This window comes from Lentzea albidocapillata subsp. violacea (assembly GCF_900100275.1).
In the GTDB taxonomy this organism is placed as follows: domain Bacteria; phylum Actinomycetota; class Actinomycetes; order Mycobacteriales; family Pseudonocardiaceae; genus Lentzea; species Lentzea violacea.
In genome coordinates this window covers 231531-254211 of the sequence record NZ_FNET01000007.1, presented here as the reverse complement: position 1 = coordinate 254211, position 22681 = coordinate 231531, and the positions used below count along the sequence as shown (strand labels likewise).

The 22681-nt window shown below is 69.2% G+C and carries 22 protein-coding genes; 4 read left to right on the top strand and 18 right to left on the bottom strand.

Features of this window, described 5'->3' with window-relative positions; genetic code table 11:
- Positions 1-23: 23 nt before the first annotated feature.
- Genes BLR21_RS18410 through BLR21_RS42545 form a run of 7 tightly spaced genes read right to left on the bottom strand, consistent with a single transcriptional unit; the run spans position 24 to position 7705 of the window.
- The gene (locus tag BLR21_RS18410; protein WP_090007038.1) at positions 24-701 is read right to left on the bottom strand and encodes a response regulator; all 678 of its coding nucleotides are present in this window, start codon (positions 699-701) and stop codon (positions 24-26) included.
- Positions 698-3271, bottom strand: coding sequence for a sensor histidine kinase (locus BLR21_RS18405; RefSeq protein WP_090007037.1), 2574 nt, complete (start codon positions 3269-3271; stop codon positions 698-700). The genes BLR21_RS18410 and BLR21_RS18405 overlap by 4 nt, the downstream gene beginning before the upstream one ends.
- Entirely contained in the window at positions 3249-3776 is a 528-nt protein-coding gene (locus tag BLR21_RS18400; RefSeq protein ID WP_218130902.1) for a potassium-transporting ATPase subunit C, read from the bottom strand. Before BLR21_RS18400 ends, BLR21_RS18405 begins: the two co-directional genes overlap by 23 nt.
- Before the next feature lie 5 nt (positions 3777-3781).
- Positions 3782-5839, bottom strand: coding sequence for a potassium-transporting ATPase subunit KdpB (gene kdpB / locus BLR21_RS18395; RefSeq protein WP_090007035.1), 2058 nt, complete (start codon positions 5837-5839; stop codon positions 3782-3784).
- Positions 5836-7458, bottom strand: a complete 1623-nt coding sequence (gene kdpA, locus BLR21_RS18390) for a potassium-transporting ATPase subunit KdpA (RefSeq protein WP_090007034.1) — start codon at positions 7456-7458, stop codon at positions 5836-5838. Before kdpA ends, kdpB begins: the two co-directional genes overlap by 4 nt.
- Complete coding sequence (kdpF, locus tag BLR21_RS18385; protein WP_090007033.1) at positions 7458-7559, bottom strand: K(+)-transporting ATPase subunit F; 102 nt, start codon at positions 7557-7559, stop codon at positions 7458-7460. Before kdpF ends, kdpA begins: the two co-directional genes overlap by 1 nt.
- On the bottom strand, positions 7556-7705 hold the full coding sequence (locus tag BLR21_RS42545) for a hypothetical protein (RefSeq protein ID WP_176929669.1): 150 nt from the start codon (positions 7703-7705) through the stop codon (positions 7556-7558). The genes kdpF and BLR21_RS42545 overlap by 4 nt, the downstream gene beginning before the upstream one ends.
- A 340-nt stretch (positions 7706-8045) precedes the next feature.
- Between BLR21_RS42545 and BLR21_RS18380 the strand changes: the two genes are divergently transcribed.
- Positions 8046-8630, top strand: a complete 585-nt coding sequence (locus BLR21_RS18380) for an NAD(P)-binding protein (RefSeq protein WP_143027759.1) — start codon at positions 8046-8048, stop codon at positions 8628-8630.
- Here BLR21_RS18380 and BLR21_RS18375 read toward each other — a convergent pair.
- The 6 genes from BLR21_RS18375 to BLR21_RS18350 form a co-directional block, all read right to left on the bottom strand.
- Positions 8525-10510: an APC family permease gene (locus BLR21_RS18375; RefSeq protein ID WP_090007031.1), complete on the bottom strand. Its 1986-nt coding sequence runs from the start codon at positions 10508-10510 to the stop codon at positions 8525-8527. The two genes, BLR21_RS18380 and BLR21_RS18375, sit on opposite strands and share 106 nt — an antisense overlap.
- A 137-nt stretch (positions 10511-10647) precedes the next feature.
- Positions 10648-11112 carry an acyltransferase family protein gene (locus BLR21_RS18370; protein ID WP_176929688.1) on the bottom strand — a complete coding sequence of 155 codons (465 nt, stop codon included), beginning with the start codon at positions 11110-11112 and terminating at the stop codon, positions 10648-10650.
- Between the two features lie 42 nt (positions 11113-11154).
- Entirely contained in the window at positions 11155-12315 is a 1161-nt protein-coding gene (locus BLR21_RS18365; protein WP_090007148.1) for a glycosyltransferase, read from the bottom strand.
- Entirely contained in the window at positions 12312-13193 is an 882-nt protein-coding gene (locus tag BLR21_RS18360; RefSeq protein ID WP_256334764.1) for a DUF3152 domain-containing protein, read from the bottom strand. The genes BLR21_RS18365 and BLR21_RS18360 overlap by 4 nt, the downstream gene beginning before the upstream one ends.
- Before the next feature lie 16 nt (positions 13194-13209).
- On the bottom strand, positions 13210-13920 hold the full coding sequence (locus BLR21_RS18355; protein ID WP_090007030.1) for a hypothetical protein: 711 nt from the start codon (positions 13918-13920) through the stop codon (positions 13210-13212).
- Complete coding sequence (locus tag BLR21_RS18350; protein WP_090007029.1) at positions 13917-14516, bottom strand: hypothetical protein; 600 nt, start codon at positions 14514-14516, stop codon at positions 13917-13919. The genes BLR21_RS18355 and BLR21_RS18350 overlap by 4 nt, the downstream gene beginning before the upstream one ends.
- A 164-nt stretch (positions 14517-14680) precedes the next feature.
- On the opposite strand from BLR21_RS18350, the gene BLR21_RS18345 reads away from it, so the two are divergent.
- Complete coding sequence (locus BLR21_RS18345) at positions 14681-15049, top strand: hypothetical protein (RefSeq protein ID WP_090007028.1); 369 nt, start codon at positions 14681-14683, stop codon at positions 15047-15049.
- Positions 15050-15062: 13 nt separating this feature from the next.
- On the opposite strand, the gene BLR21_RS18340 is transcribed toward BLR21_RS18345, so the two are convergent.
- Positions 15063-15461, bottom strand: a complete 399-nt coding sequence (locus BLR21_RS18340; RefSeq protein ID WP_090007027.1) for a hypothetical protein — start codon at positions 15459-15461, stop codon at positions 15063-15065.
- A gap of 3 nt (positions 15462-15464) precedes the next feature.
- Positions 15465-16205 carry a lysozyme gene (locus BLR21_RS18335; protein WP_256334763.1) on the bottom strand — a complete coding sequence of 247 codons (741 nt, stop codon included), beginning with the start codon at positions 16203-16205 and terminating at the stop codon, positions 15465-15467.
- 283 nt (positions 16206-16488) lie between these two features.
- On the opposite strand from BLR21_RS18335, the gene BLR21_RS18330 reads away from it, so the two are divergent.
- Positions 16489-18660, top strand: a complete 2172-nt coding sequence (locus BLR21_RS18330; RefSeq protein ID WP_256334762.1) for a transglycosylase domain-containing protein — start codon at positions 16489-16491, stop codon at positions 18658-18660.
- A 41-nt stretch (positions 18661-18701) separates the two neighbouring features.
- Positions 18702-20159 carry an aminotransferase class I/II-fold pyridoxal phosphate-dependent enzyme gene (locus tag BLR21_RS18325; RefSeq protein ID WP_090007025.1) on the top strand — a complete coding sequence of 486 codons (1458 nt, stop codon included), beginning with the start codon at positions 18702-18704 and terminating at the stop codon, positions 20157-20159.
- A gap of 11 nt (positions 20160-20170) precedes the next feature.
- Here the strand turns inward: BLR21_RS18325 and ligD are convergent, their stop codons facing one another.
- From ligD to BLR21_RS18310, 3 genes are all read right to left on the bottom strand, one after another.
- Positions 20171-21166, bottom strand: a complete 996-nt coding sequence (gene ligD, locus BLR21_RS18320) for a non-homologous end-joining DNA ligase (protein WP_256334761.1) — start codon at positions 21164-21166, stop codon at positions 20171-20173.
- An 82-nt stretch (positions 21167-21248) separates the two neighbouring features.
- Complete coding sequence (locus tag BLR21_RS18315; protein ID WP_176929687.1) at positions 21249-21965, bottom strand: GAF domain-containing protein; 717 nt, start codon at positions 21963-21965, stop codon at positions 21249-21251.
- A gap of 21 nt (positions 21966-21986) precedes the next feature.
- Positions 21987-22679, bottom strand: a complete 693-nt coding sequence (locus tag BLR21_RS18310) for a GAF and ANTAR domain-containing protein (protein ID WP_256334760.1) — start codon at positions 22677-22679, stop codon at positions 21987-21989.
- Positions 22680-22681: the final 2 nt, after the last annotated feature.

Below are 22681 nucleotides of genomic sequence, written 5' to 3'. Positions count from 1 at the left end.
GTTGGAACATGCCCGCAGGAGGCTCAAAGCTGGAACCGGTAGCCCATGCCGGGCTCCGTGATCAGGTGCTGGGGATGTGCGGGGTCGCGCTCCAGCTTGCGCCGCAGCTGCGCCATGTACACCCGCAGGTACTGCGACTCACCGACCGACATAGGCCCCCACACCTCGGACAGCAGTTGCTTCTGCGACACCAGGCGGTCGGGGTTGCGGGCGAGGATCTCCAGCAGGCCCCACTCGGTCGGCGTCAGGTGCACCTCACGGTCGTCGCGGTGCACCTTCTTGACCATGAGGTCGACGGTGAAGGTCGACGTCCGCACGATCGGCTCGTCCGCCACCAGCGCGGTCTTCCGGCGGACGGCGGCTCGCAGGCGCGCCAGCAGTTCGTCCATTCCGAACGGTTTGGTGACGTAGTCGTCCGCGCCGGCGTCCAGCGCCTCGACCTTGGCCGCCGAGTCGGTGCGCGCGGACAGCACGATGATCGGGATCGTCGACCAGCCCCGCAGTCCCGCGATGACCTCCACGCCGTCGATGTCGGGCAGTCCGAGGTCCAGCACCACGACGTCCGGTTTGCCTTCCACCGCGACGCTGAGCGCGGTCTTCCCGTCATACGCCGTCAGGACGTGGTACCCGCGAGCACTGAGGTTGATCCGCAGCGCCTTCACGATCTGCGGCTCGTCATCGACTACAAGCACTGACGTCATTCCGGCATCTCCTTGTGCACGGGGAGCGCGATCACGATCGTGAGTCCGCCGCCCGGTGTGTCCTCCGCACTGATCTGACCGTCCATGGCGTCGGTGAATCCCTTGGCCACGCTCAGACCCAGCCCGACTCCGGGTGTCGCGTCGCGGTCGCCGAGCCGCTGGAACGGCGTGAAGATCCGGTCCACGACCTTCTTGTGCAGGCCGGGGCCGTGGTCCACGACCCGCAGCTCGACATGGTCACCGTGGGTGCTGGCCCGCACCGCGATCTCCGGCTCGTCGGCGTCGACCTGTCCGTCACCGTCGACGTCGACCGGCCGGCGCGGGGACATCCGGCCGTGCCGCAGCGCGTTGTCGATGACGTTGGCCACCACCCGCTCCAGCAGTCCGATGTCCGCTCGCACCGGTGGCAGGTGCTCGTCGACGCTCACCGAGATCGTGTTGCGTTCGTCGATGCCGGACAACGCCCTCGCGACCACCTCGTAGTAGCCGACCGGACGAAGCAGCGGAGCCACCGATCCGGTGGCGAGCCGGGAGGAGTCGAGCAGGTTGTCCACCAGAGCGTTGAGCCGGTCCGCCGACTCCTCCACAGTGGCCATCAGCTCACCGGTGTCCTCATCGGACAGTCGAAGCTCGCGGTCGCGGAGGCTGCCGATCGCGGCCTTGATCGACGTCAGCGGCGTGCGCAGGTCGTGCCCGACCGCGGACAGCAGAGCGGTGCGCAACCCCGTCGTCTCCACCTTACGTTGCGCGTCCGCCGTCTCCGCCGCCATGCGTTGCTGGCGCAGTGCCATCAACGCCTGGCCCGCCGCGGCTTCCAGCACCCGCTGGTCGCTCGCCGGCAACGTCCTGCCCCGCAACGCGAGGTGGATGTCGGAGGTGACCGCGATGTCGGCGTCGGCGTCGTCCGGCTCGTCGCACGGCCGCGGGCCCACGCACGCAACGCGTTCCCACCCGCCGTTGTGACGTTCCAGCAGGGCGACCGAATCGAGGCCGAAGTTCTCGCGGATCTTCTCCAGCAACCGCGACAACGGGTACGGGTTGGTCAGCACCGTGCGGGAGTAGGAGGCGAGCAGCGCGGCCTCCGTCCGGGCCCGCGCGCCCTGCTCGCCCAGCCGTGCGGCGCGGTCCACGACCAGGGCGACGATCGTCGCCACGATCACCATGGCCACCAACGTGATCACGTTCTCGGGCGAGTTCACGGCGAGGCTGTGGTACGGCTCGGTGAAGAAGAAGTTGAGCAGGCCCGCTCCGAGGAACGCGCTGACGAGCGCCGGCCCCAGTCCGCCGATCAGGGCCACCACGCAGGTGGCGAGCAGGAAGCCGACCAGGTCGGTGGAGTAGTCGATGCCGTCGCGCCAGAACAGGCCCAGCACGGTGGTCAGGCCCGGCAGCACGACGGACCCCAGCCAGCCCGCGAGTTGCCGGCCGCGGCTCAGGGCGTTGCGGCCGATCTTCCAGCGCAGGCCACGGCGTGCCGCGTCGTGCGTGACCATGTGCACGTCGATCGGACCGGAGTCGTGGATCACGGCGGCGCCGATGCCCTCGTCGACCGCCCGCGCGAGCCGGGATCGCCGTGACGTCCCCAGCACGAGCTGGGTGGCGTTGACGCCGCGGGCGAACTCCAGCAACGCGGTCGGCACGTCGTCGCCGACCACCGAGTGGAACGTGGCGCCGAGGTCCTCGGCGATCTTGCGGCACTTCGCCACGACCGCGGGGGACGCACCGGTGAGCCCGTCGCCGCGCATCACGTGCACGACAAGGAGTTCCGCGCCCGCGCGCAGTGCGATCCGGCGGGCGCGGCGGATGAGCGTCTCGCTCTCCGGCCCGCCGGTGATCGCGGCGACCACGCGTTCGCGGGTCTCCCAGGTGTCGGTGATCTGCCGGTCGTGGCGGTAACGCTGCAGCGCGACGTCGACCTGGTCGGCCACCCACAGCAGCGCCAGCTCGCGCAGTGCGGTCAGGTTGCCGACGCGGAAGTAGTTGCCGAGCGCCGCGTCGATCTTGTGGGCGGCGTAGACGTTGCCGTGTGCCAGGCGCCGTCGCAGCGCCTCCGGCGTGATGTCGACGAGCTCGACCTGTTCGGCGCGGCGGACGACCTCGTCCGGCACGGTTTCCCGTTGCTGGACACCGGTGATCCGCTCGACCACGTCGTTGAGCGACTCCAGGTGCTGGACGTTGACGGTGGACAGGACGTCGATGCCCGCGTCGAGCAGTTCCTCGACGTCCTGCCAGCGCTTCTCGTTGCGCGAGCCGGGCACGTTGGTGTGCGCGAGCTCGTCGACCACCGCGACCTCGGGCGTGCGGGCGAGCAACGCGTCGACGTCCATCTCGCTGAAGTCGACGCCGCGGTGGTGGATCTCCTTGCGGGGCAGGATCTCCAGGCCGTCGAGCAGGTGCTGGGTCTTCTGCCGCCCGTGCGTCTCGACTAGGCCGACGACCACGTCGGTGCCGCGCTCCCGGCGCCGGTGAGCTTCGCCGAGCATGGCGAAGGTCTTGCCGACACCGGGAGCGGCACCGAGGTAGATCCTCAGCTCGCCGCGGCGCTTCTCAGCTCGCTGCGTCGATGGCACGGTTGAGCGCCGTCACGTTGACCGTGGTGGTGAAGGTGCCGCCGGTGCTCGCCGACACGAGTTCACGCACCTTCTCCTCGGACAGGCCGCTGGCCCGAGCCACCCGTGGTACCTGGATCGCCGCGTACTCCGGGCTGATGTGCGGGTCCAGACCGGACGCCGACGCGGTGACGGCGTCCTGCGGCACCTGGTCCTCGGCAACGCCTTCGCGCCGCGCGATCTCCGTGCGCCGCTCGGCGATCACCTTGTCGTAGTCCTCGTTCAGCTCTCCCTTGTTCGAGCCACCGGACGCGGGCAGCGTCGCGGCGGACGGCCGCGGCACGAAGTACTGGTCACCCTCACGGGCGACCGCGACCAGCGTGGTGTCCGTGGCCTCGGCGTTGGCGTGCAGACCGGGAATCCGGGAGACGCCCCACACCGCCATCGGGTACAGCACCCCGCAGACCACCGTCAGAACGAGCAGGATTCGCAACCCTGCCCACGCCTGCTTGAAGAAGTTCTCCACCGAGGTCACCCGATTCCAGGAATCAAACGGACGAGCAGGTCGATCAGCCAGATCCCGGCGAACGGCGTCACGACGCCACCCAGGCCGTAGATCAGCAGGTTGCGCCGCAGCAACGCCGACGCGCTGGACGGCCGGTACCGCACACCCTTGAGCGCCAACGGGATCAGCGCCACGATGACCAGCGCGTTGAAGATCACCGCCGACAGGATCGCGGACTGGGGCGTGGCCAGGTGCATGATGTTGAGCTGGTCCAGCGCCGGGTAGATCGCCGCGAACATGGCGGGCAGGATCGCGAAGTACTTCGCCAGGTCGTTCGCCACGGAGAACGTCGTCAGCGCACCGCGCGTGATCAGCAACTGCTTGCCGATCTCCACGATCTCGATGAGCTTCGTCGGGTCCGAGTCGAGGTCGACCATGTTGCCGGCCTCCTTCGCGGCCGACGTACCGGTGTTCATCGCGACGCCCACGTCGGCCTGCGCCAGGGCGGGCGCGTCGTTCGTGCCGTCACCGGTCATCGCGACCAGCCGGCCACCCTCCTGCTCCTTGCGGATCAGCGCCATCTTGTCCTCGGGCTTGGCCTCCGCGAGGAAGTCGTCCACTCCGGCCTCGGACGCGATCGCCTTGGCCGTCAACGGGTTGTCACCCGTGACCATGACCGTCCGGATGCCCATCGCCCGCAGTTCGGCGAACCGTTCCTTCATGCCGGGCTTCACCACGTCGGACAGCCGGATGACGCCGAGCACCTCGTCGTTCTCGGCGACGACGAGCGGCGTGCCGCCGTCCTCGCTGATCCTGTCGACGATCGCGCGGACCTCGTCCGACGTCTGGAACCCGCCGGCGGCGCCCTTGCGGATGCTGCGGCCGCCCAGGTCGATGCCACTCATGCGCGTCTGTGCGGTGAACGGCGCGAACTCACCGGTCTTCTCGTGCTCGGTCGGCTCGGCCGGCAGCCCGTACTTCTCCGCGCAGAGCTCGATGATGCTCCGACCCTCAGGTGTGCCGTCCGCCAGGCTCGACAGCCGGACAGCCTCGACGAGCCGGCGTTCGTCGCTGCCGTTGGCGGCGATGAACTCGGTCGCGCGGCGGTTGCCCCACGTGATGGTGCCGGTCTTGTCCAGCAGCAACGTGTCGATGTCACCAGCGGCCTCGACGGCCTTGCCGGAGGTGGCGAGGACGTTGCGCTGCACCAGCCGGTCCATGCCCGCGATGCCGATCGCGGACAGCAACGCGCCGATGGTCGTCGGGATCAGGCAGACCAGCAACGCCGTCAGCACGACCACCGACTGCTCGCCGCCGGAGTAGATCGCGAACGGCTGCAACGCCATGACCGCGAGCAGGAAGATGATCGTCAGCGTGGACAGCAGGATCGTCAGCGCGATCTCGTTCGGGGTCTTCTGCCGTTCCGCACCCTCGACGAGCGCGATCATCCGGTCGACGAACGTCTCCCCCGGCTTCGTCGTGATCTGCACGACGATCCGGTCGGACAACACCGTCGTGCCACCGGTCACCGCGGACCTGTCACCGCCGGACTCACGGATCACCGGCGCGGACTCACCGGTGATGGCCGACTCGTCCACGGTGGCAATGCCCTCGACGACGTCACCGTCGCCGGGGACGACCTCGCCCGCCTCGACGACGACCAGGTCGCCGATCCGGAGATCGGTGCCGGGCACGCGCTCTTCGGAACCGTCCTCGGTCAGCCTGCGCGCTACCGCGTCCTTCTTGGTCCTGCGCAACGAGTCGGCCTGCGCCTTGCCGCGCCCTTCCGCGACGGCCTCGGCGAGGTTCGCGAACAGCACGGTGAACCACAGCCACACCGCCACCGCGACGGTGAACACGCTCGGGTCGCTGACGGCGAACACCGTGACCAGGAGCGAACCGGCCCAGACCACGAACATGACCGGGTTGCGCAACTGGTACCGCGGGTCGAACTTGCGCAGCGCGTCCGGAAACGACGTCAGCAGCTGCCTGGGGTTGAAGATGCCCGCGCCGACCTGGCGACCCAGGTTCTCCGCGTGCCGGTCGCGGATCTCCTCGGGAGTCCGCTGAAGTGTGCTGGTCACAGCAGAGCCTCCGCGATGGGACCAAGGGCAAGGGCGGGAACGAACGTGAGCGCGGCGACCAGCACGATGCTGCCACCGAGCAGGGTGGCGAACAGCGGCCCGGTCGTCGGCAACGTGCCCGCCGTGACCGGTACCTTCCGCTGCGCCGCAAGGGAACCGGCCAGCGCCAGCACGGCGATGATCGGGATGAACCGGCCGAAAGCCATGCAGACACCCAGCGAGGCCTGGAACCAGTCGTTGGTCACCGTGATGCCGGCGAACGCGGAGCCGTTGTTGTTCGACGCCGACGCGTAGGCGTAGAGGATCTCCGAAAGACCGTGCTCCCCGGGGTTGTTGAGTGCTCCCTGCGTGCTCGGCAGGATCGCCGCGATACCGGCACCGATCAGCAGCACCGTCGGCATCGCGAGGATCGACACCGCCGCGGCCGTGACTTCCTTGCGGCCCAGCTTCTTGCCCAGGTACTCCGGCGTGCGGCCGACCATCAGACCGGCCAGGAACATCGCGATGATCGCCATCACCAGGATGCTGTACAGACCGGTGCCGACACCGCCCGGCGTCATCTCGCCGAACAGCATGTTCAGCATCGCGCCGCCACCGCCGAGCCCGGTGAAACTGTCGTGCATCGAGTTCACCGCGCCGGTCGACGTGCTCGTGGTCGAGTTCGCGAACAGGGCGCTCGCGGGAACGCCGAAGCGGAGTTCCTTGCCCTCCAACGGACGCAGGCCGGTGGCTTCCGCGACCCAGATGACGGTGAGCATCGCGGACCAGATCAGGCCCATCACGCCGAGCAGGACGTGGCCCTGCTTCCTGTTGCCCACCAGCTGACCGAACGTCCGGGTCAGCGCGACCGGGATCACCAGGATCAGGAAGATCTCGATGAGGTTCGTCCACGAGTTCGGGTTCTCGAACGGGTGCGCGGAGTTCGCGTTGAGAACGCCGCCGCCGTTGGTGCCGAGTTCCTTGATGGCTTCCTGGGCGGCGACGGGCGCGTTGGCGACGACCTGGCCGTCAACGTCCACACCGGACTTGAGCGACATCGTGACACCGAGCGCGATCAGCACGATCGCGAACACGAACGCGATCGGCAGCAGGATCCGGACGGTGCCGCGCACCAGGTCGACCCAGAAGTTGCCGAGCCGGTCGGTCCGGTGCCGCACGAACCCGCGCACCAGCGCCATCGCGACGGCCATGCCGACCGCGGCGGACACGAAGTTCTGCACGGTCAGGCCGGCCATCTGGACCGAGTGGCCCATGACGGTCTCCGGCACGTACGACTGCCAGTTCGTGTTCGTCACGAAGCTGACCGCCGTGTTGAACGCCATGCCGGACGGCACGTCGCCGCGGTCGAAGTCGAACGGTAACCAGCCCTGGATGCGTTGCAGCACATAGAGAAGCACGACGCCGACGAACGAGAAGCCGAGCACGCCGTAGGCGTAGGTGCTCCACTTCTGCTCGCTGTCCGGGTTGATCCGGCCGAGCCGGTAGATCGCCAGCTCCACCTTGGAGTGCCTGGTGGCGCTGTACACACGCGCCATGTAGTCGCCGAGCGGCCGGTAGGCCGTAGCCAAAGCCACGACGAGGATGCCGACCTGGAGCAGGCCGGCCACAGTGGGTGACATCAGAACTTCTCCGGCCTGACGAGAGCGATGAACAGGTAGACGATCAACAGCAACGCGAGCACGCCGCCGACGGCGTTCGCGAGCAGACCGGTGCCGCTCACAACTTCTCCAGTCCACGCACGGTGAGACCCAGCACGAGGAAACTTCCGATCAGCAGCAACGCGTAGGCCAAATCGGCCATGACGCGCTCCCTTCCCGACAACGAGGTGGTCTTGACGGGAGAAGCGTGCATGGCGAAAACCCGCACGTCAGGAGTGTCTGACGGCAATTTGACACCCTTGGCGGGTTCCTTTACGCATCCTTGATGCCGTGAGAACTGCGTCTCACCCCAACGTGCCATCCGGGAGTGACTAAATGTGATCCGCGAGACGTCAAGATGTCATTCGGACCGTTTGTTTTCACCTGATTCGGGCGCATTCTGTCTGGCGTGCTCACCACCGGGCGTCGGGTCGCGCTCCGGCCGGTCGTGACCCGATGGTGGCCTCAACGGCCTTCCGCGCGGCACCGGAAGGGCCTACCCTTCGTGGACTGGTGTGCCGGGAAGCCTGGTCGGCGTGACGTATCCGCCGTGGGAAAAGAGACCGGTCATGCTCACCAGGAGAGCACTCGTCATCGGCACCGGCCTCGCCGGTCTGGCCACCGCGTACCGCCTGCGTCGCAGCGACTGGGACGTCGTACTGGTGGGCGAACCCACCCGATGCGCCTTCACCCGCACCGCCGCCGGCCTCGACGCCGCACGCCGCCTTGGGCTGCGGCTCGACCCGGACGTCGCGGCCGTGCTGCGGCGCAGCCTCGGCAACGCGGTGACCTACCGCAGCGACGAGGTAGGCACTCTGCGCCCCGACGACTGCGGTGCCACGGTGACCTTCTCGAACGGCGACGACGAGTGGTTCGACCTCGTCACCGAACCCGACCCTGACTTCGACTCGTCGCTCGCCCTCGTCGCCGCCGAGATGCTCGGCGACGCGCTGGACATCTTCCGTGACACCGACGAGGCGTTGCGCTGGTGGGAAGAAACCCTGCGGCCGTTCACGGGAGAGCTGGTCGAAAGCCTTGCCGGTCCCGGTCAGTCGCCGACGTGGATACCGGGCCGGCAGGCCGGGTCGGGCTCACTGGCGCGGATGATCTCCCGCACGACCGGAGCGGTGTCACCGCGGCCGAGGAGCAGGTAACGGAACAGGTGCCCCAGCGGGTTGCCCTCGCTCCACGCGAAGTGGCAGTGCGGCCGGACCCCGGTCGCGTCGCGCAGGGCCAGCAGGATGGCGGCGATGGCGTTGGGCGCGGCAGGACTGCCGGCCCGCAGGATCCGGTGCCCGCCGACCTCCACACCCCGCACCTGCAGCACGTCGCTGAAGTCGGAGGGGTCGACCACGTCGATCTCCAGGAAGAGCACGTCGGCGGTGCCGGGCACGGGGTTGGTGCCGCGTTGCTCGGCCTCCTTCTCGGCGTACTCGGCGGCGTCACCCGCCTGACGGCGGTTCGCGATGAGCGTCAGGGCGCCGTCGTGGGCGAGCGATTCGGTGACGAACCGGCGGGCCGCCTCGTCGAGCTCGATGTGCTCGACCCGCAGTTCCGTGGTGCGGGTGACGCGGGAGACCAGTGAGATGGCGATGATGCCGAGGATGAAGAAGATCGAGATGGTGATGCCGTCCGGCTTCTCGATCACGTTCTCGACCAGGGCGTACAACAAAATGAGCGTCAGCACGGTGAACGCGACCGCGGCGCCCCGCTGCCGGCGCCTGGCCGCGGAGATGGTCACGGCGACTGACGCGGAGACCATCATGGCCAGGATGCCGGTGGCATAGGCACCGGCCTGCGCGTTGACGTCGGCCTTGAAGACGATCGTGACCAGGATGCAGATCGCGGTGTAGACGAGCACGACCGGCCGCACGGCACGCGACCATTCCGGCGCCATGCCGTAGGACGGCAGGTACCGCGGCACGATGTTGATCAGGCCCGCCATCGCCGAGGCGCCCGCGAACCACAGGATGAGGATGCTGCTGATGTCGTAGGCGGTGCCGACGCCCTCTCCGAGCAGTTCGTGGGCGAGGTAGGCCAGCGCACGGCCGTTCGCCTCGCCGCCCGGCTGGAACTCCCGCGCGGGAATCAGCACGGTCGTGACGAAGCTGGTGGCGATCAGGTACACCGACATGATCAGCGCCGCGGCCGTGAGCAGCTTGCGGGTGTTGCGCACGCGGTCCCGCAGCCGTTCCTCCGCGGTGCGCCCCTTGGCCGCCACCAGGGGCATCATGCTCACGCCGGTCTCGAAGCCGGACAGGCCCAGCACCAGCAACGGGAACGCCAGCACCGCCGGGCCGACCACACCGGTCAGTCCGTCACCGCCGGAGGTCAGGGCCTCCACCCACCGGTCCAGCACCACCGGCTCGGCCAGCACCTGCGCCACGCCGGCGACCACGACCACGGCGTTCAGCAGCAGGAACACCGCCACCAGCGGAATGGCGACACCGACGGCCTCGCTGAACCCGAGCAGGAACACCCCGCCCAGCACGAGCAGCAGCACGACGGTCACCGTCACCTCGTGGCCGTGCAGGAACTCCGGGGTCAACGGGTTCTCCAGCAGGTGCACCGTGGCATCCGCCGAGGACAGCGTGATGGTGATGATCCACGACGTGGCCACGAACCCCAGCAACATCAGGACGAACAGCTTGCCCCGCCAGAACGGCAGCAGCTTCTCCAACATGGCCACCGAGCCCTGCCCGTGCGGGCTTTCCCTCGCCACGCGCCGGTACATCGGCAGCATTCCCAGCAAGGTCAGGGCCACGATCAGCAACGTCGCCAGCGGTGACACGGCTCCCGCGGCCAGCGCGGCGATGGCCGGGAGGTAGGACAGCGTGGAGAAGTAGTCCACGCCGGTCAGGCACATCACCTTCCACCAGGACTGCGGCGTGGCATGCGCCTCGCTGCTCTCCGGACCCACCACCGGCTGCACTCGATGCTGTAAGAACCAGCGCCCCGTCCTGGTCGCGGGCGGCGACGGCGGGACCGGGCTGTCCACACGTTCAGGTATCGCGTAGGGCGACGTGTCGGTCATGCCGGTTCCCCCGTGGTGGTGATCAGTCATTTGGGGGCGAGTCAACTGCCCGTGAAGTCCTGCCGATGTAAAGACACGGGGCCTTAGGCGTAAGGATCCCGTAAAAATGATCTGGGCATTCAGGTGGACTCCGCCGCTTATCGGATTTCGGTGTCCCTCAGATCACCGCTGAACCGCCAGCGCTGCCACATCTGCTGCTCCGGCATGCGTTCGACAGCCACCGGCCGCATCGTCCGATGCCCGGAAACGGGGCGCGGCTTCGCAGGCGGCCTCAGGTAGCGCCGCAGCGACTGCGTCGGCATCTCCACCAGCTGCCACGACAGGAACCCGGCGACATAGGACAACGGCACCGCCAGCGCCATCAGCAGCCACGGGTCGCGCACCCCTGCCAGCACCACGAGCTGCTGCAACGGCATGCCCCAGATGTAGAGCCCATAGCTGCCGTAAACCCACTCGTCGTACCCGGCGAGCCGCCGCGGCCAGTGGTACGCCCAGGTGACCGCGCCGTAACCGGCGGCCAGGGGCAGCACGAACCTCGCGGCCGGCTCCAGGAGCGGAGCGAAGTTCGCGATGAGGTAGACGGCCAGAAGAGCGCAGGCCACCCAGGGCGGCAACGACGGCGCGACGCGCTGGAGGCAACGGCGTCACCGCACCGAGGCGATCACGGCCGAGGCGACCGGTGCACCCACGCGCTGGTAGGCCAGGCCCATTTCGAGCGCGATCCGTTGCCAGTCGTACCGGACGCGCGCGCGGTCCTCCGCGGCGCAGCTCATCTCCTGGCGCCGGACGTCGTTCGCCAGCAGTGATCGCAGCGCCCGCCCCAGCGCGGCGGGTTCCCGAGGTGGAACGTGCAGGCCGGTCACGCCGTGCACCACGGTCTCGGCGAGGCCGCCCACCGCCGTCGCCACCACCGGCACCCCGCACGCCATGGCCTCGATCGGCACGATTCCGAACGGTTCGTGCCGCTGCGGGCATGCCACCACGTCCGCGGAACGGATGAGAGGGGGTATGTCCGCGTGCGGCACACGTCCGAGGAACGTGACGCGGTGCGCTACGCCGCACCGGTCCGCCAACTCCCGCAGCCGCACCAGGTTCGCGTCCGGCCGAGAGCTGCTCTTGCCACCGGCGATCACGAGCTCGGTCCAGCTCACCGCGGTGAGGGCGCCGATCAGGTCGTCGACTCCGTCGTGCGGTGCGAGACCTCCCACCGTGAGGATGCGCGGCATCCCGTTGCGCGGTGCGCTCGGGCCGTTCGGTGTGAACGTTCGCAGGTCCACTCCCCATGGCACGGCCGAGATCTTGGACCGGCGCACCCCCAGCCTGGCGAGTTCGTTCGTCTCGTGGCCCGACGTGGCGATCACGCACGTCGCCGCCCGGCCGACCAACCGCTCGTGCGCGGCGGAGTCGCCTCCCTGGAGCGTGTGGTAGCTCTGCACAACAGGGATTCCACGGTGGCGTGCGCTGAGCACCGCCGCCAAGCCGGAGGTCCAGTGGTGTGCGTGGATCAGATCCGGAACATCGTTGCTCCACAGATCCTGAAGTGACCGCGCGAACTCGCCGACGTGCCGGGTGACGTCGAGCTCCCGAGCGGGCCCGGCGGGCACGTGCACCACCTCGAACCCGTCCGCGATCCGCGTCCTGTCCGGCAGCCGCGCGTCGGTCCGGCGGGTATAGATCGTCAGGTCGTGTCCCTGCAGGTGCAACGCTTCGGAGAGCTTGGCGACGTGCAGGCTCTGCCCGGTCACGTCCTGGTCGCGCAGTGCGGCCAGCGGGTTCGCCCGCATCGAGACCATCGCGATCTTCACCTGGCCACCCCCGGGTTGGGCCACGGGTTCGCCACGCAGGTCTTCCCGTCCCTGGCCACCGCCGGCCCCTGAGGTGCGGCGGCGGTGATCTCGGCGAGCCTGTCGTTCGACACCGAGAAGGTCTGCTGCATCATCACGGGCGCGGGGGCGCCGTCCGCGGGACAGGCCTCGTGCCCGTGTCCGAGGAAGTGCCCGATCTCGTGGTTGACGAGGTACTTCCGGTACCCCTCCAGGTCGCCCCTGAACGACTGGGCGCCCCGGAACCAGCGCGGCGCACTCACGTACACCACGCCGTTGACGTAGCAGGAAGTGTCGTAGGGAAGGTCGAAGCCGCAGATGGCTCGGGCGGTTTCCGTTGCGGTGAGCCGGATTCGCACGTCCGGCTGGGCGACGTCGACGCGGCGGAAGGCGACGTCGCCCGACGCGGTCCAGCCCCGCGGGTCAGCGAGGGCCTGGTCCACGGCGGCGGCGAACGGGAGCTGGGCCTGCGGCACCACAGCGCCCTGTTCGACCTCGACGGAGTAGGTGCGCACCCTTCCGGTACCGACCTGCGCGGTCGTGCCGGGGACGGTGCGCCACCATCCTTCGCCCCGCTGTCGCACCGGAACCCCCGGCGGAAGCTCAGGTCCCGGGCGAACCACGTCCTGGCCGGCCAGCGCGAGTGGCGACGTCGCCGCGGTGGACGAGGACGGCTCCGCGGGCGAGGACGTGGGGGACGAAGGTGCGGGCCTCACCGAGATGCTCGTGCCCACGACCGGGATCCGCGGCTGCGCCCCGTGCTGCGCGGGCGCGTCCGGCGGCAGGCTCCTCAGCAGGCCGATCGTCACCCCGGCCAGCATCGCGGCGAAGACGTACATGACGATTCTTCCGACGGTCACGAGGTCCCTCCCCCCATCACGAACAGCTGAACAGCACTGGGCACGGCGCGTGGTGCAACGCCGCCCTCGCGGCCGGCTGCAGGCCTTCCGCGGGACCACGCTCACGGCCGGACACCACGAGCAGGTCGCTCGGGAACAGCCGCGTCTCCTCCTGGACCGACCTGACTTCGCGCACCAGTTCGACGATGACGTCGGGGCAGGCGGCGTGGACGCGATCCGCGGCGGCGTCCAGCGAGTCGGCGGCATCGATGTACGGACGCATCAGCACGCGCAGGCGGGTCGCTCCTCGCGCACGGCAGAAAGCCGTCGCACGCCGCAGCACGCCCTCGCTCCCCACCGCGTCGAGGACAGCAGTCACCACGCCGAAGCGGCAGGCGAGCGCGGCGGGAGAGCCTCCCACGACGACGACATCACGGAGGTCGCGGCCCGCGAGTGGTGGCGCGGCGCAGGCACGAGCGCGGGAGATGACCACGAGACCACCTTCCCAGCGGCCGGGGGTGCACTCGGAGTGTTCGACGTGGACGGTGAGATCCGGGTGCTCGGCGAGCAGTGCCGCGACATCGGCGTGCGCGGGGTCGTTCTTCGGGCCCGCATGCACGACCAGGCCGACGCCCAGTGCCTCGGCGCACGCGGCAGCCCATCGAACGCCGGTGGTACCCGAGTCGCGAACGTCCACCAGCACGCAGGTCGCCGTGATGCGCACGGACTCGTTCGCGAGCGTGGTCATCGCGTCACGCTCGTCGTCTCGGCCGATGCCGGCTCGGGGCTTCGCTGCGACGGCATGTTCGGCGCGGTGGTGACCTCGGCGTACCACTGGTCCAGCAGCCGCTGCCGCTCGGCGAGCTCGGCGAGCATGGCGCGGGACCGCTCCAACGCCTCACCGACGATCTCCTGGGCACGCCTGCTCGCCTCGGCCAGCCTGCGCTGGCTCTCCTGCTCGGCCTCGTCCAGCAGGACGGCATGGCGTCCGGCGGATTCCTCGGCGCGCTGCACGGCGTCTTCGGCGCGGGCGCGGGCCTCGTCCTCTATCTCGTCCGCCTTGCGCCTGGCCACGTGCAGCAGGTAGCGGATGCACCCGGAAACGGCGTTGTCCTTGTTGTGCCCGGCGTGGAGCGTCCGGTACTCGGCGAGCTCCGACCGTGCTTCCTCCAGATGACGGGCGAGGTCCTCGGCCGTCTCGAGGGCAGCGTCACGGTCCGTGCACGCCAGATCGAGTTGCGCCTCCAGCCGGGCGTACTCCTCGTCGACCTGGATCCGGTCGTAACCGAGCCATCGGGTGCGGAAGTTCTTGGGCCCCTCGTTCAGGAGATCGTCAATAGCCATGCCCGTGTCCTTTCCTGAACGGGGGTGGTTCTGGTGGTAAGTGGCAGGTACCCGTGGTCCCGCCTGCCAGACATCCGTGGTCTCGTAAACACCCTGTCTAGTGAATTCCTCACGGACCGTCATCGCCGCGGGTATCCGGTGAGGGACCTGACCGGAGGTGTCCCGTGAACGAACACGAACCCGCTACCGAGATGGACGAGGCCTGGCAACCGTTCGTCGACGCGCTGTGTGCGGCAGCCTCCACCTGGGACGCAGGCCCCGGGCGATCTCCGAGCGGCGGGCAGCGCACACCGATCAGCTCCGGTCAGGCCGAGAACGTCATGCTCGCGATGGCCGCTCTCACGCGGCGGATGGCCACGGCGACGGCGTCGATCGTGCGCGCGATCGCGGATACGCGGCTGGCACCCGTGACCGGCGCGGACGACCTGTCGGACGAGGTGGAGTCGTTGGGGCACATGGCGTTGTGCGCCGAAGCCATGCAACGCGCGGCGGAGCTCGCGCGGGCGGTCGCCGGTGACCTGAACGACGTGTAGGCCGGCTCCGCGGTCACCGGGACGGCGCGGTGTTGTCCACGGTGAACTCGTGATCCACGACGGCGTCCATGACCAACGGCGTGGTGCTGCGGACGCGAGCTGTCAGCGCGTGGTTCCCCTCGGCCGGCGTGAAGCTCTCCAGGGCCAGCCGGTCTCCGTCACGGCTCGTCGCGATCACGGTGTCGTCCACGAGAACCTCGACCCTTCCCAAGGTGGCCGGATCACCCGTGCTGATGCGGACGTCGCGAAAAGCCGCAGCCCTCAGCACCGCGCCGTCCTCGAGACCGACGATGCTCAGGCCGATCTTCTCCATGTGCGTCACGGAGGCCACGACGAGGGTCGACGACACCGCGAACACCATGCCGAGGAAGACCAGCAGGAGGAGTTCGGACCTGCGAACCGGGGCGCGCACGACTCATCCCGTCGCCAGGGCGGCGAGCCGGTCGGCACCCCCGTTGAAGACGTTCTGGTCGATCGGCGACGAGGTGTACTGCCAGATGGTGTGGACCGGCCACTTGAAGGGCATGGGGCCGACCGACGCCGCGTACCTGGCGAGCCACAACGGGTTGGTGGAACTGAAGTCGCCGGTGCGTCCCGTGCACTTGTCCCACCACTGCGTGGACGTGTAGATCACCGGCCAACGCTTGGTCAGTGCGTGGTAGGTGTCGCTGAAGCTGCGAATCCAGTTCACCATCGCGGCATGGCTCAGGCCGTAGCAGGTGTCGCCGCCGTAGGGGTTGTACTCGATGTCGAGCGTTCCGGGCAGCGTTCGCCCGTCCCGCGACCAGCCGCCGCCGTTCTTGACGAAGAACCGGGCCTGCGTCGCGCCGTCGGAACGGTTCGGCAGCGCGAAGTGATAGGAGCCCCTGATCATGCCCACGGCCGCGGAACCGTTGTACTGCTGGGTGAACTTGGGGTTGAGGTAGGCGGTGCCCTCGGTCGCCTTGACGTAGACGAAGCGCTTGCCCGAACGCCACCAGTGTCCCCAGTCGACGTCGCCCTGGTGGCTGCTGACGTCGATGCCGTCCACCCGGCCCACGCCGAGATCGGGCGGTGTCGTGAGCATCTCGGCGGTACCTTCGTGCTTGGCGATCTGCGAGCCGGCCGAGTGGTCTTCCGAGCCTTCGGACGCATGGACGTTGACGGGACTCAGCATGCTCGCGACCAACGCGATCGCAGCGGTGCGAACAACATGAGAGCCTGCACGTTGTTGCGACGGCATTGGATTCCTCCCCGTGCGTGAATGTTCCTGATGGCCAGCTACCCGTGCCAGGAACGGAAAAACCGGACACGCGTTTGTTGGCACGAGAGGGTGAGCCAAACCCCCTTTCGGCACGCTGCGTGACGAATTCCCGGCCCTGGTTCATTCGATGTGGGCGCCTGTTCAACGGTGCGCCGGGTAACCGTCGAAAGCCGCATTCAGCGAGGGGAGTTCGACCGTGAAACGCAAGTCGATCGCGTTCTGTGTCGGCAAACTCGCCGGACTCTGCCTGCTCGCCGGTGCGCTGGTCGCCGGGCTGCTCTTCCCCGCCACCGCGACGCTGGGAGCGTTGTCCAACAGGATCAGCGACCAGGTGAAGTCCACCCTGGCCCAGATGCTGAACACCGACCCGCCGCTGATGACGACGGTGACGGACAAGGACGGGACGGCGATCGCGTACCTGTACGACCAGTACCGGGTGCGCACTCCGCCGGACCGGATCTCCCCGAACATGAAGACCGCGTTGCTCGCGATCGAGGACCAGCGCTTCTACGACCACAACGGTGTCGACTGGCTGGCCAGCCTCCGCGCCGCCGCCCGCAACAACGCCAGCGGATCGGTGCAGCAGGGCGCGTCCACGATCACCCAGCAGTACGTGAAGAACTACCTCGTGCACGTGCTGGCGCGTACGGACAAGAACGCGCAGCGCGAGGCCCAGGAACAAAGCGTCACCCGCAAGCTGCGGGAGGCGCGCATCGCGGTGGGCCTGGAGACGGCGCTGAGCAAGGACGAGATCCTCGCGCGGTACCTCGACGTCGTGCCGTTCGGTTCGACGATCTTCGGTGTCGCCGCCGCCGCACAGGCCTACTTCGAGACCACACCGGACAAGCTGACCATCCCCCAGGCCGCGACGCTCGCGGGCATGGTGAACAGCCCGACCGCACTGGATCCGGAAGCACGGCCCGACGCGGCGCTGGAGCGCAGGAACCTCGTGATCGACGCGATGGTGGTCGACCGGAAGCTGGCCAAGGACGAGGCAGAACGCCACAAGGCCGGTCCGCTCGGCCTCAGCGAGCCGGTCCGCCCGCTGCAGACGGGCTGCGTCGGCGCAGGGCCGTCGTACGGGTTCTTCTGCTCGTTCCTGGTCGAGTATCTCACCGAGGCCGGCTTCAACCTGGAGGAGCTGAAGATCGGCGGCTACCGCGTGGAGACCACACTGGACCCGAAGATCACCGGGTTCGCGAAGCAGTCGGTCGAGGCGCAGGCGCCGAAGAACACCCCCGGGGTGGCGAACACCATGGCCGTCGTGCGACCGGGAAAGGACGCACACGAGGTCGTGGCGCTGGTGGCCAACCGCGACTACGGCCTGGACAAGGAGAAGTTCGAGACACAGTTCGACCTGCCGAGCGGCGTGGAGAACAAGTTCGGCACGGGCTCGGTCTACAAGGTCTTCACCGCGGCCGCCGCGCTGGAGAAGGGAATCGGCATCGAAACGGTGATTCCCTCCCCCAACTCCTACACCTCGAAGGTCTTCAAGGGCGGCGCCGCCTCCTGTCCTGCCACGGGTGAACCGAACACCTACTGGTACTGCCTCTCCAACCACAACGACCGCTACCCACCGCAGATGCCGCTGCGACAGGCGCTCTCGACCTCTCCCAACACGGCGTTCGTCATCCTGGAGGAGAGGACGGGCCTGCAGGCCGTGGTGAACATGGCGTCCCGGCTCGGCATGCGCAGGACGATGGCCACGAACATCGCCGGCGTGCCGCCGGATCCGAAGGGCCCCAAGGACCTGCGCGTCAGCCAGGCGGAGTTCTACGCGGGCAACGGCAACGCCTCCTTCACCCTCGGCCCCGCGCCGTCGAGCACCCTCGAACTCGCGAACGTGGCCGCGACGATCATGAGCGGCGGCACGTGGTGCAAACCCACCCCGATCCGGCGGGTCGTCGACCGGAACGGCCAGGACGTCGAGCTGATCAAGCCCCCGTGCGAGCAGGCGGTGCCCGAACCTCTCGCCAACGCGCTCGCCGTCGGTCTCAGCGAGGACAGCAAGGGCATGGGCACCGCCGCGTTCACCGCGCGCAAGGCGGGCTGGAAGCGTCCGATGATGGGCAAGACCGGGACGACCGAGGAGTACAAGTCCGCGGCGTACATGGGAGCCACCCCCGACTACGCCGCCGCCGTCCAGGTGTTCAACGACAGCACGTCACCGAAGGGCATCTGCGTCGGCTCGGGACCACCGCGGCTGTGCCCCGAGGGCAACATCTACGGCGGCACCGTGCCGGCGACGACCTGGTTCGACACGATGACGAAGGTGCACGCCGACCTGCCGGAGAAGCCCCTGCCGCAGGTCGAGGAACGCTACCTGCGCGGTGACCCCGCCCAGGCGAAGGTTCTGCCGCCCGGCTGACCGGGAACACAGCGACCATCCCGACCGGAGGGGGCAGGGCGATGGACCACAGCAGGGCGCCGGTGCTCGACGCGATCGAGCGCTACCGGCACGAGAACCACATCGGCTTCGTACCGCCAGGGCACAAGCAGGGACGGGGCGTGGACCCGAGGGTCCTGCAGGTGCTCGGGCCCGACGTGTTCAGCGCGGACCTGATCAAGCTCAACGGGCTCGACGACCGGGAGATGAGCGGCAACGTCATCTCCGACGCCGAGGACCTGATGGCCGACGCGGTGAGCGCCGACAGGGCGTACTTCTCCACGTGCGGCAGTTCGTTGTCGGTGAAGACGTGCATCATCACCGTGGCCGCGCCAGGCGAGCGTTTGCTGGTGTCGCGCAACGCGCACAAGTCCGTCGTGGCCGGCCTGATCATCAGCGGTGTGCAGCCGGTGTGGGTGCACCCGCGCTGGGACCCGGTGTGGGAGTGGGCCTACCCGCCGGGACCGGACGAGGTCGAGGACGCCTGCCGCAAGGCCCCGGACACCAAGGGCATGCTGCTGATCACCCCCACGGACTACGGCACCTGCGCGGACATCCGCGGTGTCGCCGAGGTCTGCCACGCGCACGACAAGACGTTGATCGTGGACGAGGCGTGGGGCGCGCACCTGCCGTTCCACCCCGATCTGCCGGCGTGGGCGATGAACGCGGGCGCGGACCTATGCGTGACGTCCGTGCACAAGATGGGCGCCGGTCTGGAACAGAGCTCCGTCTACCACCTGCGAGGCGACCGGGTCGACCCGAGCGTGCTGGCCATGCGAGCGGACCTGCTCGACACGACGAGTCCGTCGTCGTTGGTCTACGGATGTCTGGACGGCTGGCGCAGGCAGATGGCGCAGCACGGCGAGCAACTCCTCGGTCGCGCCCTCGAACTGTGTGCGAGCACCCGCGAGCGGCTGGCGGCGCTGGGCCTGCGGATCGTGTCGGCCGAGGATGTCGTCGGCACCGGCAAAGCGTTCGAGCACGACCCGCTGAAGATCGTCATGGACCTGCGGGACCTGGGCATCTCGGGTTACTCCGCCGCGGAGTGGTTGCGCGCAAACTGCCACGTGGACGTCGGGCTCTCCGACCACCGGCGGATCGCCGCGCAGATCACCGTCGCCGACGACGCCGGCACCGTCGCACGACTCGTCGACGCCCTCAAAGCCATGCTGGGCGCGGACCTGCCCACCGCGAAACCGGTCGAGGTCCCCGATCCGGGTGAGCTCGAACTGGACCAGGTCATGCCGCCCAGGGACGCGTTCTTCGCCGCCGCCGAACACGTGCCGCTGAAGGACGCGGCAGGCCGGATCTGCGCGGAGACCATCAGCCCCTATCCGCCGGGCGTGCCGGCCGCGCTGCCGGGTGAGGTGATCACCCAGCCGGTGGTCGACTACCTGCGCAGCGGCAAGAAGGCCGGGATGTACCTGCCCGACCCGACGGACTCCGATCTGGAGACGGTCCGGGTGGTCGCCGCACGCTGAACCGCCGTCCTTCACGGCGCTGGAGGAAGTACCACGCTGGACGGCTCGCGGTCGGGACGCATGCCACGCCAGGCCGGATGCCGCAACCGGCCGTCCGATGTCCACTGTCGATACTCGACCTCGCCCACCAGTTCCGGCTCGACCCAGCGGGCGTTGCGGGCGTGCTCGCGCGGCACCTCGACGGCGAACGGACTGGTGGGCCGCTCCAGCCTTTCCAGCTCCCGCTGGAGGTCGGCGAGCACGGTCCGGCTGAAGCCCGTGCCGACGTGGCCGACGTACACCAGGCCGCCCTGGCCGTCGTGGGCACCGAGGAGCAGGGAGCCGAGCCTGCCCGCGCGGTTGCCCTGCCCGACGCGCCATCCCCCGATCACGACCTCCTGGGTGTGCCGGAACGGCGTTTTCACCCAGGCGGGTGACCGGCGGCCCGGCTCGTAGCGGGACTTGGCGCGCTTCGAGACGATCCCCTCGAACCCGTACTGGCTCGCCACGTGCAGGACGTCCGCCGGATCGGTGCTCAGGAACGTCGGAGGCACCTGCACCGCGTGGTCACCGGGCAGGCCCAGCTCGACGAGCATCGCCCGCCGCGCGTCGTAGGGCGTCGACAACAGCGACCGCCCGTCCAGGTGCAGCAGGTCGAACACGAAGTAGGCGATGCGCGGCCGGCTCGGCCGCAGCTCCCGCACGCCGGGGACGAGCTTGTCGCGTTGCTGCAGCAGTCCGAAGTTCGGCCGTCCTTCCTGGTCCAGGGCCACGATCTCGCCGTCGAGCACGGCGGTCCGGTGGTGCAGCAGGTCGGGCAGGACGTTCAGCTCGGGGAAGCGCTGCATGAAGTCGAGGTCGTTGCGGCTGATCAGCTGCACGGTGCCGCCCTGGCAGTGCGCGACGCCCCGGTAACCGTCCCATTTGAACTCGACGGCCCAGCCGTCGTCCTGCGGCGCGCTGCCGGGGGTGGCGAGCATGGGCCGGACGAGGTCGAGTGGACGACCCGCTGGTGCCGCGCTTTCCACCTGGCAGCCCTCCTCCGTGCACCCCTCTCAAGTCATGGTCAGGGAGAATCGGCGAGGTCGCGACACGGAACCCACCCGGCTGCTAACGGACCGCGGCAGGCTCGATCTCGCCGTTCGTGAGGGCCCTGGCGACATCGCGCACCGACCTGCCGGCCTCGCGGGCGTGGTCGAGGATCAGGGTCCGCGCGACGTCGACACCGACGTCGAGCGTGCCCGCGACCAGGCCGACGGCGTGCGCGAGTTGCACGCGGTCGTTCAGCGTGGTGAGCGTGCGCTCGGTCAGCCGGTGCACGCGCGCTGGTCCGGTTTCCTGGGACAGTCCGAGCACTGCCAGGTCGGCGAGCACCTGAGCCAGCCGCTGCTGCCAGGATTCCAGGGTGACGGGCTCGAGGTAGAGCAGGTTCAGGCCACCGAGCACCTGGCCGGCCAGTCGCATGGGGGCGGCGTGCACCGCACGGCAACCGGCGGCGAGTGCGGCCGGCCGGAACGTGGGCCACCGGTCCTCGGCGGCAAGATCGGTGGTGGTCACGGCCACCCCGTCCCTGATGCAGTCGACACAGGGACCTTCGTCGGCCTGGGTCTGCAGGAGCTCCACGAACCGCGACCGCTCGTCGGAGGCGGACACGACGCTCATGCCGCCCCGCGGGTCGCTCAGCAGCACGCCCGTGGCGGACGCACCGAGCAACCTCGTGCACGCGGCAGTGACCAGGCGCAACACGGTGTCCGGGTCGTGGTGATCGATGAGACTCGCGGTGAGCTCGCTCAGCGCGGGAACAACCTCGTCTCGGACATCGGACACGTTCACAGCATACGACCCCGTTCAGTCCGCCAGCCGATCAAGGGAAATCCGCTGGTCGAGCACGTCGCGCGAGACCTCCAGCACCGACCGCCGCTCGGCGAACGCGTGCGCCCGCAACCGGGCGAAGGCGTCCTCGAGGCTGATGCGCAGCTTCGCCGCCAGCACACCGGTCGCCATGTGGACGTCCTGATAGGACACTTCCATCCGCAGCTTGTCCTCGTCGGCCGCGAGCTCGTTCTCCAGCAACGCGAGCGTCGCCAGGTCGGCCAGCAGGGCGGCGTCCGTGACCGCCTCCGCGGACAGCCCGCCGGGACGGCGCCGGTACAGGTCCAGGGTGCCGAGCCGGATGCCGCCGACCTGCAGGGGAAACGCGAACATCGCGGCGAGGCCCTCCTCCGCGGCCGCGTCGGCGAACCCGGGCCACCTGCCCTGCTCGGCGCTCACGTCCCCGACCAGCACCGGACCGCCACCGCGCCAGGCCTCCACCGCGGGCCCCTCGCCCAGCGTGTACTGGAGTTCCTCGATCACCGCCGCCCACCCGTCGCTGGCGCTGACCATCTCCTGCGCCCGCGCGTCGCCGCGCAGCACCAGCGCCGCGGCGTCCACCCCGGGCAGCACCTGCACGCACACCGTGCACAGCGCCGGCGGCCACTCCGAACCTGCGGCGCGTTCCGCGATCATCCGCTCGAGCCGGTCCCGACGCTGCCCGTCCACTC